This window comes from Candidatus Dependentiae bacterium (assembly GCA_018266175.1).
In the GTDB taxonomy this organism is placed as follows: Bacteria; Babelota; Babeliae; order Babelales; family RVW-14; genus JAFEAY01.
Map to the genome: position 1 here is coordinate 62,453 of JAFEAY010000012.1, position 14,362 is coordinate 76,814.

The following is a 14,362-nucleotide window of genomic DNA, read 5'->3' on the forward strand; positions in this document are numbered from 1 at the left end:
GCTATGAAAGAGCTCCTAAAGCATTGCTAACAAATTGGTTTTTAAAGGTAATCGTGAGTCAATCACTCAATACTATTTTGCAAGCTATTATTCCTCCTGAGCACCAATGGAAGCTGACGCTTTTCAAACATTGGGATGAAATTATTGGTGATATGCGTGACAAAGTGATCATCCAAGAAATCAAAGATTCTGTGCTCTTCCTTGCGGTCTCTCATCCCGCTTGGGCGCACGAACTCTTTCTTCTCACTCCTTTGCTTAAGCAAAAAATAAACTCGTATCTAGTAAAAGATCAAATAAAAACGATACGCTTAAATGTGAAAACATTTCAACCCACAGGCTCACAGCGAAAAAAAGTATATAACGCTGAACAAGCACCCTTGATCAACATTCCTCCATCACGCCAAGAGCAAGCTTTATTGAGCCGTGTTGCTAACCATGAGCTGCGCGACGCACTCTGCGGTTTTTTACTGCGATGCAAGCGTCAGAAGAAGGAGTCGTTATGATGAACATTAAGCGAAGTATTCTTATCGGTATAATCTTTGGCCTTGTTATACAAGAACAATCTTGGGCAAAGGCTAAAAATCGTAAAGCAATGAGTACCGTTGAAAATCAAGAAGTAGATGATGCTGAACAAGAAAATGAACTTTCATTCACCGAAGTAAGCGATCACAGTGGGTCTCAAAAAGATCATCAACGTCTTTATTTTTTATACCTCAAAGCGAGCTACCTTCATGCTCGAGGCCAAATCAAAGAAGCTGCGGATGCATTTCAGGCACTACTTCAGCACAATCCACCATCATATGTTTATGATGGCTACCTAACGCTTCTTTTTGACATCGGACAATTTCAAAAAATTATTTCGCTTATTGAAACTCAAGAACATCTATTTAAGCGAGTTTTAAAAAACAATCTTGACCTCCAGTTGCTTGTTGCACAATCATACATCCATCTCAATCAAGATCAGAAGGCCTCAACCTTGCTGGTCTCCTTGGCAAAAAACCATCCCGAAAATGCACAGATAGCCTATTACGCTGCAGTTGCGCTCCTTAAAAGTGGTCAACTGGTGCAAGCACACCAATTTATTGATGGGTGCTTAAATAATGCAGACCTCCAGGCTAAGCACTTTCTTTTTTATTTTCTTAAATCAAAAATTTGTATGAGTCAAAATAATATGCCTCAAGCGCTTGCTCATATAGAAAAAAGCCTTGAAAAATTCCCTAAATTTGATCGTGGTTGGTTACTGCGCGGCATGCTGATGGAACAACAAGGCAAAATTAACGAAGCAATAAAAGGATATAAAAACTTTCTTGATCTTGTTGGTCGGGACATGATGGTTGAAAAACAGCTTATTCAGCTGCTTTTTTCTCAAAAGCGTTTTAGTGAAGCTGCAAACTATCTTGAAAAAATTAAAAGTGAAACACCGGAATACTTCTTTGATCTTGCACTGATTCAACACAAAGGGGGCGATTGCAATGCAGCTCTTTCCAATATCAGCAAGGCACTTAAATGCAATCCCGATTTTCAACAAGCTCGGTTACTGAAAATTGATATTCTTATTGCTGAAAAACAGTTTGATAAAGTTTTAAAATTTATGCGTAAATGGATCGAGCGTAATCCACTTGATGAAGTTGCTCTTCACACCCTGCTGATCTTACGCAAAGGGCCTGTGGGAACGCCAAAAATAGTAAAACTCCTTGAAGACCTAATCAAAAATAAAAAGCACTCATCAACGGTTATTATTACTCTTGCTGATTTGTATACCGAAACAGAAAACTATCCCCGCGCTCTGCACTGCTACGAAAAGCTCCTTGATATGACGAATAATGATCAGATGAAAGCGGGCATTTTATACCAACTAGGCTACCTGTATCATCACACAGCGCAAGATGAAAAAGCTAAAAATTCACTCAAGCAATCGGTTGAGCTTGATGCAACAAACCCTTCAGCCTGTAATCTTCTTGCATATCTCTACGCAACGACAGGAGAAAATCTAAACCAAGCACTTGAATTGATAGAAAAGGCATTGCAACAAAATCCACAATCGCCATACTACCTTGATACCAAGGGTTGTATTTTGCTCAAGCTTGGAAGAAAGCAAGAAGCGCTTACTATTTTACAGCAAGCTTACGATCAAGATCCAAGTGATGTTGTTATTAAAAAGCATCTTGCAATGGCTCAAAACGGATCTTAAAATTAATTATGATGAAAACAAAAAAACTTTTTCTTGTGGCAGCAGGCTCAGGTGGACATATTTTACCTGCACTTGTTCTTGGCAAAGCGTGGCAAGAAAATAACCCGGATGGTAAAATTATTTTTTTCTCCAGCTCGCGCACGCTTGATCAAACACTGGTTACTCAAACGTCAATTGCGCAGCAATCACTCTTTTTTAGGCTGGGCACATTAAGCATGCGTACGTGGTGGAAGCTTCCAATTTTGTTGGCACAACTGCTTTATATTTTTGGCGCAAGCTTTTGGCACGCACTGCGGTTGCGACCAGAAAAAATCATCTGCACGGGTGGGCTTATCGGCCTGCCCGTGTGCTTAGCTGGTCGACTTGCAGGAATTTTAGTTGAAATTTATGAACTCAATGCGGTACCGGGAAAAGCGGTCAAAGCGCTGATGCCCGTTGCTCACACCATTTTCACCCCATTTGCACAAACATCCGAGCATTACGCATTATGGGGCAAAAGCTTTGCCACCAAATGCAAGCTCACTTCCTACCCTCTACGCTTTGGCAAGAAGATAAAAAAACTTGAGCCTCAAATAGTTTTTGATCAGCTTAATGCTCAGACCAGCAAAGAATTTTCTCTGAATAAAAAAACAATTTTAATTGTTGGGGGCTCGCAAGGCTCTGCATTCCTTAATCGCTGTATTCAAGATCTTATTGCAAGAAATTCATTTCCAAAAAATCAGATACAAATTATTCATCAAGCTGGGTCCAGCAACCTAAGCCAATATCGAACCTGGTATCAAGAACAAAAAATAGCAGCTTATGTTTTTGATTTTGATCCGCAAATTGATCGGTATTACCAAGTAGCTGATTTGATCATCTGTAGGGCAGGAGCCGGAACACTTTTTGAAATCGCACACTTTGGCAAGAAAAGCATTATAATTCCACTTATTGCTTCAACCACAACACATCAAAAAGACAATGCTTTTGCTATTGCTACCGAATATCCAAATCTTTTTACAGCACTTGATCAGCAAACACTCGAGCTTGATCTAACTCCTCTTGAACAGACAGTTCTTGCTCGCTTAAATCTGCATTCATAATATTTTCTTGAACATGCTGAAAATCATGTGCGTATTGCTTACGCGTTTTACATGATGGATGATCACCAGTTTCTTCTTCAAGCATTGAGTTAAAGCCTTGCATACGAGTGTTGTAATGCCCATTAAGCAAGCTTAAGAGAATCCCTGCACACTTTGGAGATTCTTGAGACAGTTCATTCAGCTTGTTAGCAACATAAACATATGATTCTTCAAAGCTTTTTTTATCATCCAGAACTTTATCTTCAATTTTTTCAATCATCGATACAAATGACGGTGAATCCTGCAAAGTCTCAAGCGCGATCATATCAGCCTCTTTTTCAAAAGCTCTACCACGGACTAGTAAGCAAACAGCCGTCGCAACGCTCATACCTGTCCAAATAAGCAGGTGAGCGGGCCATGATTGCAAGCACGAAACAAATTCTTTACGATCTCCAACGTTTCTGGTGCCATCATCAAGGCTGTTCACAAAATAAATAAGAGCTGCAGGAGCAACAATGCTTCCAAGCAAAGAAAGCGTAATCTGCTGGGGAACATGAGATTGTTTAACATGACCAAGCTCATGGGCAAGAACCATCTTTAATTCATTATACGATAGTTTTTTTAACAGACTCTGACCAAGAACCACCATTGATAAACTCGGTGAAAACGATGTTGCATAGGCATTGAAAAGCTTTTTATCACCGGATAAGAAAATGACTGGCATTGGTATCTTCATTTTTTTGCACAGATCGTTTACCAGCTTATGGAGCTGCGGTGTTTTATCTTGTGGAAGGAATATGAGACCATCTTCAGACCCAAAGCGCAAGACACCGCCAGGAAAAATATTTAAGAAAAAGTGACTAAGCGCTTGATCAACCAAGCCATCTTTGCTATTGGCTATCTTAACCGTGTCGATTAGCCCTGCCATGTTTTTGATAAACGAATCTTTGATTTTTAATTGCTTGATGACTTCTGGCTCTTTTTTGAAACGCTTGATCTCATCCCACACTGGATTCTGGATAGCCGGTTTTTCTGAATCAACATGAGTCTTATGAATTTCGGTACAGCTAATCTGATTGCTCCCACAAGCAATAATACTGAATACGACCAATAAGATTATATCTTTAAAGTTCATAAATAAATTCCCTGACCAATTTATCACCAATAACAAAACGCAGTGTGCAAATGTAACGTTTTTCAGCTGAAAATACAAAAGGCTCTAACTTTTGCACTTTTTCATAAAAAAGTTTTATTTTTTGGCATTCTGCCGTTTGCCGAGTATGCTAGTCGTTGCATTGTAAATGCCGAGCAATCAAAAGAGGAATTAAAAATGTATCCACGCTTAATGCACTTGTATGGACCTATCTGGATTTATAGCTACGGGACAATGATTGCCCTTGGTTTTTTACTTTTTCTGCTTTTAGCCTATCAACACCCTGTTCGCAGAAGGTTTATGACCGCTGAACAATTTTTCAACACCCTGTTTATCGGCTTTTCATCGGGTATTATTGGTGGCAGGTTCCTTTTTGTCATTACACACCTTGATACCTTTTTTGGTAACTGGATAGAGATATTCTTCCCCTGGGAAGGTGGCTTTACCTTGCTTGGCGGCATGGTTGCCATTATGCTCGCCGTTCCACTGTACCTGCACAAAATAGGTATTCCGATTTTGCAGGCACTGGACGTAACAGGCCTTTACGCACCACTCATGCAAGCAATTGCTCGTTTTGGATGTCTCTTTGCAGGCTGCTGCTATGGAGCACTCGTTGAACACCCTACACGCTTGAACTCGATTACCTTCTCAGATCCTGCAGGGTTTGCTCCTTGTGGAGTTCCTCTCTATCCAACTCAAGTTTATATGAGCTTAGCTTCACTTTTCATATTTTTCTTCATGCTCGCACTTTCAAAAACTCATCGACTCAAGCCTGGACAACTGATATTCAGCTACCTACTTATTGAAAATTTCGCACGATTCGCGGTCGATTTTTGGCGTGGAGATCGTGAATTTATGCACTATGTATCCATGTGTGGAAAGACGGGAATTTCACTCTCACAACCACAAGTTCTTTCATTAATTTTTTGCGGCATAGCACTCATAGGCTTGCTGTGGACAACCCAACGTCATCATACTCCTGATGCTTAACTATCGATTGAACTATGTCACTTTTTAATTTTATCAAAAATGAACTCCCTATTCTTGATGTCATTACTGAATATGTACCTATCAAACCCGCTGGCCATTACTGGAAGGCATCATGCCCATTCCACAGTGAGACTGATGCATCATTTACTGTCAGCCCTGATAAACAGATTTTTTACTGCTTCGGGTGTCATGCACATGGGGACTCAATCGCATTTATTGCAAAAAAAGAAAATTTAACTCAACTCGAGGCTGCCAAACTCTTAATTGAACGCTACCACTTAAACGTTCCAGAGCAGCTTGCAAACCAATTTTCGCAAGTCATCGCCTCGTCACAAGCAAAAGAAAGCTATTTTAAAACCTGTAAGGCGTTTGCTACCTGGGCACACAATGCACACTTTCATAACCGGATTGCTTGCGATTATTTAGCTGCCCGAAACCTTTCTGCGGCAACGATCAAGCAATTTCAAGTGGGTTATTTGCCAGGAGGAAGTCTTGCAATAAAACAGCTGATTAAAGACTTGGCGGCTCAGAATATTCTTGTTCAGGATCTCCTTGATGCCGGCATATTGATGGAAAGCAAAGCCATGCTTTACTCACCATTTGAAGAACGAATACTCTTTCCGATCAGCGATACAAGCGGCCGTTGTTGCGGTTTTGGAGGAAGAATTTTCAGGCCGGGCGATGAGCGACCCAAATATTACAACAGCCGAGAAAATGAAGGCTTTGCCAAAGGAAAACTCTTATTCGGACTTGATTTGGCCAAAAAATCAATCCAAGATCAGCAAGTTGCTTTTCTGGTTGAAGGGTATATGGACTGTATTACCATGGCGCAATATGGCTACACCAATACTATTGCTACACTGGGAACAGCCTGCACCGTGGAACATTTAAAGCTTATTGCACGGTTTGCCCCTCAGGTATACGTTTTATACGATGGTGACCAAGCTGGACAAAAGGCAATTATTCGATTGGCTGAGCTCTGCTGGGAAGTTAATCTGGAACCGCTCGCTATTACACTTCCCCCAGGTGAAGACCCCGCATCGATACTCAGTAAAGGAGAAAAGCTTGACCACCTCATTGACCAAGCTCAAGATATTTTCAGCTTTTTTATCAAAAGCTTAGGTGTAAATTTCTTTGCAAAGCCCCTTGCCCATAAGCTTGCTTTAATGGAAAAAATGCTTAATTTAATCGTTAAAATAATCGATCCAATCAAGCAAGACATATTATTACAACAAGCAAGCAGTACGACCAATATTTCATTTTTATCCCTGAAAGAGGGCCTCAACCGACTTTCAACTAAGCTTGCCAATCGGGCTCAGTACAATAACCAAGAAGCTGACTATTCCGCTGACTCTGGCGATGTAGAAAATACTGCTATAAACGAATCTAGCGATATTTCTTTGCTGGAAGAAAAAATTATTTCTGTTATACTTACCACTAATTTGCATACAAACAACAAGAAGCTAGAAATTGAACCTGAGCTCGTGTCATATTTTTCCCAGAACGTTCAAGAAATCCTGAGCAAAATCAAAGCATTTAATACAAAAGCTTACACTCAAAGCAACCAGTTTGGGATGTTTCTAGAAACACTGAGTGAAACGGAGAAAGCGTGGGTTATCAAAGCAAGCTTACTTTTTGACGAAGATGTCAGCGTTGAAACATTCAACCAGCTTATTTTTCGTTTTTGCAAATATAACTGGAAGCAAATTGTTCGAGACATCAAGGCTCACATGCTGATAGCAACTGAAGAGAAAAATACGGATCGACTCAATGAGTTATTTCATTTGTTTTCAAAACTGAAACAGGGGATTCAAAGCAGGGGATTGATATGACCAAAAAAACTAAAGTAGCCAAGCGTACACAAACGAAAAGCGTGAAAAGCGTGAAAAAAGTGACCAAAAAAAGTGTACCAAAGAAAGTTGCCAAGCCTGCTTTAAAAGCAGCAAAGAGCGTGAAAAAGACCGCCAAAAAGGTGCTTACGCCTGCTCAAAAAAATATCAAAAAAGTCGTGAAGATTACTACTCCTTCACGAACACAAGCAAAGCCTGCTCCTAAAAAAGCTTTAAAAGCTCCAGCTCGTGTGACAGCAAAACCTATCGCAAAAAAGCCAATCATAGCTCAAGTGGTAGGGGTAAAACCTGTTTCATTGAAAGCCTCAGCTGGTTCTCCTGTTAAGAAAAAAGGCCATGTCTCTTCAGCAACCTTGACTTCACGACAACCTACCCCTAAAGAAACACCTGTTGTGCCGGTATCAAGTGCCAAGAAAGTCGTTCCTGCAAAGCTACCACTCAAAAAGACTTTGGCAAAACCAGGCTTACAAAAAGGATTTCCAGGCAAACGCGATATTAAGCAACAATTAAAAATTATTACGCAGGCTACAACACGCAAGCAAGGTTCTCGCGACCGCGATCTTGACGATGATGTTATGGTAAAATCAGATACTATTCCTGGACTCAAGCAATTTGAAAAACAGGTAGAGATTCTGATTGAAAAAGGACGCATCAACGGCGTTCTTACCTACGAAGAAGTAATTCAATTTAATCAACGCTATAAATTTAGCGAAGAGGATTCTAACGAGTTACTCCGCTTTCTAGAAAAAGAAAACATTGATTTGATTTCTCAAGAAGAACTTGAATCTTCATCTGATGACTTTGACACTTTTGTCGATAGTGAAGAGCAATCTCGCTTTGAAACGCTTAAACCAGACCTTGAATCTTCACTTGAAGGCGCTGAACTTTCAAGCGAGTTAAGTTCTGATGATGATTATTTTGGCGAAAAAGATCTCGAGAAAATTAAAGGACTTGTTGAGCCAAGCCAACTGAATGACCCGGTTAAACTTTATCTCAAAGAAATCGGAAAAATCCCTCTGCTCAATAAAGTAACTGAAAAAGTTATTGCAGATAAAATTGCTCAAGGCAAACAAGATTCTATTGGTGCTATTTCTCAATTTCCATTTGTTGCAAAAGAGTTTATGGCACTAGAAGATCGAGTATCTCGCGATCCAATGGCACTCAAAGATGTTATTCAATTTTCAGACTTTGACGAAGATAATTCACCAAAATTTGAAGAAGAAAAGCAAAAATTCCTCAAATCAATCGGCAAGATTAAAGATCTTGATGCCAACGAAGATAAAATTTATCGTTCTTACCGAGCGCTTCTTGATCAACAAGACAAGAAAAAAGAGATGCTTGCAAAGGTCGATGAAAATAGAGCGAAGATTGTTGAAAGCATCCGTCTTATACGAATTTCTAATAAACAAATTCGCAAATTTGGTAAAAAAATTGAAAAATTCATCTCTAAAATTCAGGAAAAAGAAGAGGAAGCTCGATTAGCAGAATCAAAGCTCTCTTTCTACAAGAGCATCAAGTCTCCTAATGCTGACGATCTTGAGACGATTGCATCACTGGAAAACACTGTACGAGCAAGCAATAAGCTGGTTAAAAAAACTGAAGCTGAAGCTGGCTTATCTCGAGCCGTCATGTTTAAGCTTTATAAGCAATTTTTTGTTGCTCAGAAAAAAGATAAAGAGGCTAAAGACGATCTTGCACGAGCAAATCTTCGACTGGTTGTTAATATTGCTAAAAAATATATCAACCGCGGCCTTCACTTCTTAGATTTGATTCAAGAAGGAAACATCGGCCTGCTTAAAGCGGTTGAAAAATTTGAGTTTGAACGTGGATTTAAATTTTCAACCTATGCAACATGGTGGATTAGACAAGCAATTACTCGAGCTATTGCTGATCAATCTCGAACCATTCGCGTACCGGTCCACATGGTTGAAACATTGAGCAAGATTAATAAAATTACTCGCTCATATGTTCAAGAGTTCGGTCGTGAGCCAAGCTATACTGAGCTTGCCAAAGAGCTTAACCTTGATGAAAAGAAGATTAAAAACATCATTAAGATTTCGCGCGAACCGGTTTCACTTGAAACCCCAGTAGGCGATAGCGATGATACCTACCTTAAAGATTTCATTGAAGACGAAAACGACTATACGCCGGTCGATGCAGTTGTAAATGATGACCTCAAAGAAAAGGTTCGAGAAGTTCTTAAGACTTTGACTCCTCGAGAAGAGCGGGTGCTCAAGATGCGCTTTGGAATCGATGTTGCATCGGAACACACACTCGAAGAAGTGGGCAAGGACTTTTCAGTCACTCGTGAGCGTATTCGTCAGATAGAAGTTAAAGCATTACGTAAACTTCGTCACCCTTCACGCAGTAAAAAGCTACAAACTTTCTTTGATAAAGAATTTGATATTGCAGCATCAGAAACAATTGAGTAATCTTTTGTTGAGATAGTTCAAAACTTTGGGGCACCTAAACAGTGCCCCTTTTTTTATGCTTGTTAAGGGTTCAGTTCCAAGAGGTTGTCATGAAAATTCTTCATTTTATTACGAGCCTGAAAATGGGTGGGGCTGAAACAGCTTTAACCAATTTTTTGACCTACACGCTTCAAAAGCTTCCAGATCGCACCAAGCATACCGTCATCTATCTGTACGATGGTCCTCACGTAAAAAAAATAAATGATTTGGGCATCCCGGTATTCCAGCTCAAGGGGTTGGTGCACCACTACGACCCAGTAGCTTTTTTCAGACTCATACGAATCATCAAGAAAATTAAGCCCAACGTAATCCATACGTCCCTCTGGTCTGCAAATATCATGGGGCGCCTTGCAGGTAAAATTTTGGGTATTCCCGTAATCAGCGACCTGCATGGCAGCGCGGTTGATGAGGGGAACTTTCGTAATCGTCTTGACGCACTCACCGCCCCACTTGCTCATACAATTATCGCGGTAAGTGCAAGCGTACAAAACGCCTACCAGTTTGCTGTTATTCCTAAAATTATAGGCGAAAAGCGTCGAGAGTTAGTCACTCAAAATATTTGCGTAATTAATAATGGGATAGATATTGGCCGAGTACGCGACATCGCACGTCAGGGCGATAAAACAAACACTGTTGCTCGAAGCACCTTTGGTTGGACCGAACATGACTTTGTTATCGGCGCTGTTGGACGCCTTGAACCCATCAAATCGTATGATGTCCTGATTCGAGCTTTTGCTCTTTTACTAAAAAATAAGAATTTAAACAAATTACCTAAACTGTGTTTAATTGGCGATGGATCTGAAATGCATAAGCTCAAAGCCCTAGCCCTGACGCTTGGCGTTGAAAATAACATTTACTTTGCCAGCTCACGCAGCGATGCGATCAAGTTTTACCCGCTCTTTGATTGCTTTGCACTGTCGTCCAAAAGCGAGGGACTCTCGATTGCGTTGCTTGAAGCACTCTGCTTTGGACTACCAATTGTCAGTACACACAGCGGCATACAACATGACGTCATAACTCATCAGGTTAATGGGCTTTTGGTACCTATTGGTGATGAGCAGGCTTTAGCACAAGCACTGCTCACCTTAATTAATAACAAGAAGTTAGTAGACTCAATGCACGCAGCAAATCTTGAACTTATCAAATCATTTGATCTTGCTCAGACTATTAATGCTTATCACAAGCTATATCGTTAGGATGATTAGAGTTACTCTTCGTCCCAATCGCTATCGGAATCATCTTCGTCATCATCATCGCTCTCTTCTACTTTATCTCTACGAGCATTCAAAGCATCTGAAAGAATATCTACAAGCTCTTTTTCCTTAGGCTTTGCTTCTTTAGCAGTTATAACAAGCTTCTTCAATTTTTTTGCTGCAAGTTCCTCTACAAAAGACAGCGGTGTCGAACCTGATGCTGGCAGCTTCCCTGCCGCAGGCTTTGATGGCGTTGGTTTTAGAGCTGACCCTTCCGACGGTAAAGCAGGAGGTTTTGGTGGCGGCGGTGGTGATTTAAAGGGAGGAGCTACCGGAATACTACTATCTCCAGATCCCGGTGATGGAACTGGCGATGGAGTCACCACCTCAACTATCGTAATTTTTGGCTTAATCTTGGCGAGTAATGCCTTCCCTTGAGAGGTTCTCTTGTAATGCAACTTGTAGTAATCTTTAAATACACTAACTTCATCCTTGGTTAAAGCTATTTTATTTTTTATCTTGTCCAGAATTGCTAAGTTTTCAGGGCTTAAGTTTTTATGTAAAGAAGCAATAACTCGAGCAATAATCCTCGTCTCTTGATCGGTTAAAAAACTCTGATGCCCTTGAAGTATCTTATCAAATGCTTGATGGATTAAAAGTGGATTTTCATTATTGATTTGATCAAGAACATTGAGACTTCCATACATACGGGCAGGATCGTTTTTTAATTTTTCAATCATATCGGCCAATGGAAGCACAATTGGCTTTTTCTTTGATCCAGGAGTAGCGAGCTTTCCACCAGAAGATGGGGTAGCTGGCAAAGGCCTCGGTTTTTTTCTCAATCCAGTAGATGGAGATTTATTTCCCCTCAATTTCTTTGGAACTGAATGAGCAACAGGTCTACTCGCTTTGCGCTTGTTAGAATGAGCGTTACCTGACAACGAGTTTTTGATTGATTTCAGACCATCCTTTAAAGCAGTAAGCTTGTTTTTTAAGCCAACAAGACTTCCATGCAACTCTTTTACCCGATCTTCAAGCGCCATGGCATGCACCGCATCATAACAAGACAAAACAAAGATACACGCAATCAGTCGACATATCCTTGCATTCAAGCGAACCAAAGCCTGCATGACAAACCCCTTACCATCAAAAAATTATTTCATCTTTAATTCAAGAATACCCAAAAAGTAATCCGTTTAACAAGAAATCCGAAAATCGACAACTTAAATAATCTATTTGAAAAATAATAAAATTTTACAATTTAAAAATATATCAATTAATCGAACGAATAAAAATTAATTTTCACGCAATAAAATTCGCTTGGGCTTAAATTTTATTTGATTTTTTTTATTTTAAGGTGTACAATCAAATACGTAATTTTTTACTTAGATAACCTCCATTTCCCCTGTCCTGGACGTTCGTCTGGATGGGGGTTTTTAATGTCCACTTTTTATACAAATAGTCTATGAAAACATATAAAATTACCGTTGCTTATGACGGAACAAATTACTACGGGTGGCAAATACAACCATCAGCCGCGACCGTTGCCCAGGCACTTCAGACCTCTTTTACGCGAACATTTAATCACCCTATAACTCTTTTGGGGGCCTCTCGAACTGATACCGGTGTTCATGCGTTAGGACAAATTGCGCGGGTAAGAACATCGCTTGCTATCGGCCCAGATCAAATTTTGAAAGCTTGGAATAGCGCCCTGCCAAATGATATCCGAATCAGATCACTTGTTCCAATTGATGATAACTTTAATCCATGCTCAAATGTATTTGAAAAAACTTATTGGTACACGCTTTTTCTTAAACCGCCACTTCCTTTTGTAGCTCGCTACGGATGGTACTATCCATTTATGGACAGAGTTGATTTGGGAAAATTTCAAGACATTTTAAAGCTGTACGTTGGAACACATGATTTCGCATCATTTTGCAAAAGAGACGGTGAAAGAACAACCATAAGAACCATCAACAGCATCACCGTAAAAAAATTATCTCGCTGGAACATGGTCCACATCGCCATAAAAGGGCCATCATTTTTACGTTTTCAAATCAGACGAATGATTGGATATGCACTTGATATTGCACAACAACCAAAAGTCCCGGTAGACTATATCAAAGCGATGCTTGATAACCCTAACCCCCAACAAACATTGGTCAAAGCTGATGGCTCGGGACTCTGTTTGCGAAAAGTGATATACCTCAATGAACTTAACAATGAGCAAAGAACTTTTTAAACGTACTATTACTTCAGTTATTCTGATCAGCTGCCTTGGTGGAGCCTATCTCCATTCAACAACACTCTATAGCGCTCTTTTGATAGCGCTTGATTTAATGATTTTCAACTTTGAACTCCCCAATCTTTTTCCAATAAACAGCCTCAAGCGTTTTGCTTTAGGTATTATCTATCCAGGAATATCAATAGTATGCTTAATTTTACTCAACGAAGTTTATAGAGTTGAAAATATGATACTTCCGCTCTACCCATTTTTCATTGCTTGGAGCGCTGACACCTGCGGCTACTTTGTTGGCAAAGCAATTGGACGGCACAAAATGTGCCCAACAATCAGCCCGGGCAAAAGCTGGGAGGGATTTGGAGGAAGCATTTTAGGTGTTCTTGCCGTGCACATCTTTCTTTCCCCGGTCCTTATCAATACACCATTTTCATTAAGTATTGGATGGGTAAAAATAGCCCTATTGACTGTAATTATGACAACCATCGCATTTCTTGGTGGCCTCATGCTTTCATTCCTTAAGCGCAAGCAGGGCTTAAAAGACGCTGGAAATGTTCTTCCCGGACATGGTGGTTTTCTTGATCGATTTGATTCTGTTTTTTTTGTTGCACCTGCAACATGGCTTACTCTTTTATTGGCACAATTTTTGTCAACATAAGCTCAACGCTTTGATCTGATACATTCAATGAATCAAATTTCAAAACAAAATCTATTGGAACGTGAAAAAGGGCACCTTTGCAGGTGCCCTTTTTGTATTCTTAGCTTAATTCAGCTGCGATTAGAATCGGGATGATCCGCCATCGGATGATCTGCCGAAACCACGGTCGTTGCCAAAGCCGCCACGACGATCGCCGCCGCGTTGGTCTCCGCCACGTCCACCATCACGACGGTATCCGCCACCGCCGAAACGACGTTCTCCGCCGCCATTACCAAATTCACGACGTGGACGAGCTTCGCTTACGCGCAATCTTTGTCCTTGAACTTCAAAGCCGTTCAAACCAGTGATAGCGTTTTCGCCGTCCATGTCTTCGCTCATTTCAACGAAGCCAAAACCACGAGACTCGCCGCTCAATTTGTCTTTGATGACGTGAGCTGTTTTAACTGAGCCGTATGAGGTAAAAAGGTTTTGAAGTTCTTGGTCTGAAACTGTTGCAGGTAAATTGCCAACGTAAATTCTTTTCATATCGAATTCTCTCTAAAAGTATATATCTAAA

General features: G+C 40.3%; 12 protein-coding genes. 9 read left to right on the plus strand and 3 right to left on the minus strand.

Features of this window, described 5'->3' with window-relative positions; all coding sequences use genetic code 11:
- The first annotated feature begins 53 nt into the window (after positions 1–53).
- Genes JST56_03220 through JST56_03230 form a run of 3 tightly spaced genes read left to right on the plus strand, consistent with a single transcriptional unit; the run spans position 54 to position 3,273 of the window.
- On the plus strand, positions 54–503 hold the full coding sequence (locus tag JST56_03220) for a DUF721 domain-containing protein (protein MBS1987981.1): 450 nt from the start codon (positions 54–56) through the stop codon (positions 501–503).
- The gene (locus JST56_03225; protein ID MBS1987982.1) at positions 500–2,191 is read left to right on the plus strand and encodes a tetratricopeptide repeat protein; all 1,692 of its coding nucleotides are present in this window, start codon (positions 500–502) and stop codon (positions 2,189–2,191) included. Before JST56_03220 ends, JST56_03225 begins: the two co-directional genes overlap by 4 nt.
- A gap of 8 nt (positions 2,192–2,199) precedes the next feature.
- Positions 2,200–3,273 (plus strand): glycosyltransferase, encoded by a 1,074-nt coding sequence (locus JST56_03230; protein MBS1987983.1) that lies wholly within the window; start codon positions 2,200–2,202, stop codon positions 3,271–3,273.
- Here JST56_03230 and JST56_03235 read toward each other — a convergent pair.
- Positions 3,188–4,387: a M48 family metalloprotease gene (locus JST56_03235; GenBank protein ID MBS1987984.1), complete on the minus strand. Its 1,200-nt coding sequence runs from the start codon at positions 4,385–4,387 to the stop codon at positions 3,188–3,190. The genes JST56_03230 and JST56_03235 overlap by 86 nt on opposite strands.
- Positions 4,388–4,582: 195 nt before the next feature.
- On the opposite strand from JST56_03235, the gene JST56_03240 reads away from it, so the two are divergent.
- The 4 genes from JST56_03240 (at position 4,583) to JST56_03255 (ending at position 10,912) form a co-directional block, all read left to right on the plus strand.
- The gene (locus tag JST56_03240; GenBank protein ID MBS1987985.1) at positions 4,583–5,395 is read left to right on the plus strand and encodes a prolipoprotein diacylglyceryl transferase; all 813 of its coding nucleotides are present in this window, start codon (positions 4,583–4,585) and stop codon (positions 5,393–5,395) included.
- 14 nt (positions 5,396–5,409) lie between these two features.
- Positions 5,410–7,227 (plus strand): DNA primase, encoded by a 1,818-nt coding sequence (locus JST56_03245; GenBank protein ID MBS1987986.1) that lies wholly within the window; start codon positions 5,410–5,412, stop codon positions 7,225–7,227.
- Complete coding sequence (rpoD, locus tag JST56_03250; protein MBS1987987.1) at positions 7,224–9,677, plus strand: RNA polymerase sigma factor RpoD; 2,454 nt, start codon at positions 7,224–7,226, stop codon at positions 9,675–9,677. The genes JST56_03245 and rpoD overlap by 4 nt, the downstream gene beginning before the upstream one ends.
- Positions 9,678–9,766: 89 nt before the next feature.
- Positions 9,767–10,912 (plus strand): glycosyltransferase, encoded by a 1,146-nt coding sequence (locus tag JST56_03255; protein ID MBS1987988.1) that lies wholly within the window; start codon positions 9,767–9,769, stop codon positions 10,910–10,912.
- An 11-nt stretch (positions 10,913–10,923) separates the two neighbouring features.
- On the opposite strand, the gene JST56_03260 is transcribed toward JST56_03255, so the two are convergent.
- Complete coding sequence (locus JST56_03260) at positions 10,924–12,039, minus strand: hypothetical protein (protein MBS1987989.1); 1,116 nt, start codon at positions 12,037–12,039, stop codon at positions 10,924–10,926.
- Between the two features lie 335 nt (positions 12,040–12,374).
- Between JST56_03260 and truA the strand changes: the two genes are divergently transcribed.
- Together truA and JST56_03270 are read left to right on the plus strand one after the other, a co-directional pair.
- Complete coding sequence (gene truA, locus JST56_03265; GenBank protein ID MBS1987990.1) at positions 12,375–13,151, plus strand: tRNA pseudouridine(38-40) synthase TruA; 777 nt, start codon at positions 12,375–12,377, stop codon at positions 13,149–13,151.
- Positions 13,120–13,806 (plus strand): phosphatidate cytidylyltransferase, encoded by a 687-nt coding sequence (locus JST56_03270; GenBank protein ID MBS1987991.1) that lies wholly within the window; start codon positions 13,120–13,122, stop codon positions 13,804–13,806. Before truA ends, JST56_03270 begins: the two co-directional genes overlap by 32 nt.
- 120 nt (positions 13,807–13,926) lie before the next feature.
- On the opposite strand, the gene JST56_03275 is transcribed toward JST56_03270, so the two are convergent.
- Entirely contained in the window at positions 13,927–14,331 is a 405-nt protein-coding gene (locus JST56_03275; protein ID MBS1987992.1) for an RNA-binding protein, read from the minus strand.
- Positions 14,332–14,362: the final 31 nt, after the last annotated feature.

Excerpts from the sequence above, each read along its gene's own strand:
- JST56_03240 (MBS1987985.1), top strand. The coding sequence starts at position 4,583 with ATGTATCCACGCTTAATGCACTTGTATGGACCTATCTGGATTTATAGC.
- truA (MBS1987990.1), top strand. The coding sequence starts at position 12,375 with ATGAAAACATATAAAATTACCGTTGCTTATGACGGAACAAATTACTAC.
- rpoD (MBS1987987.1), top strand. The coding sequence starts at position 7,224 with ATGACCAAAAAAACTAAAGTAGCCAAGCGTACACAAACGAAAAGCGTG.
- JST56_03225 (MBS1987982.1), top strand. The coding sequence starts at position 500 with ATGATGAACATTAAGCGAAGTATTCTTATCGGTATAATCTTTGGCCTT.
- JST56_03235 (MBS1987984.1), bottom strand. The coding sequence starts at position 4,387 with ATGAACTTTAAAGATATAATCTTATTGGTCGTATTCAGTATTATTGCT.
- JST56_03260 (MBS1987989.1), bottom strand. The coding sequence starts at position 12,039 with ATGCAGGCTTTGGTTCGCTTGAATGCAAGGATATGTCGACTGATTGCG.
- JST56_03275 (MBS1987992.1), bottom strand. The coding sequence starts at position 14,331 with ATGAAAAGAATTTACGTTGGCAATTTACCTGCAACAGTTTCAGACCAA.
- JST56_03245 (MBS1987986.1), top strand. The coding sequence starts at position 5,410 with ATGTCACTTTTTAATTTTATCAAAAATGAACTCCCTATTCTTGATGTC.
- JST56_03270 (MBS1987991.1), top strand. The coding sequence starts at position 13,120 with ATGAACTTAACAATGAGCAAAGAACTTTTTAAACGTACTATTACTTCA.
- JST56_03255 (MBS1987988.1), top strand. The coding sequence starts at position 9,767 with ATGAAAATTCTTCATTTTATTACGAGCCTGAAAATGGGTGGGGCTGAA.
- JST56_03230 (MBS1987983.1), top strand. The coding sequence starts at position 2,200 with ATGATGAAAACAAAAAAACTTTTTCTTGTGGCAGCAGGCTCAGGTGGA.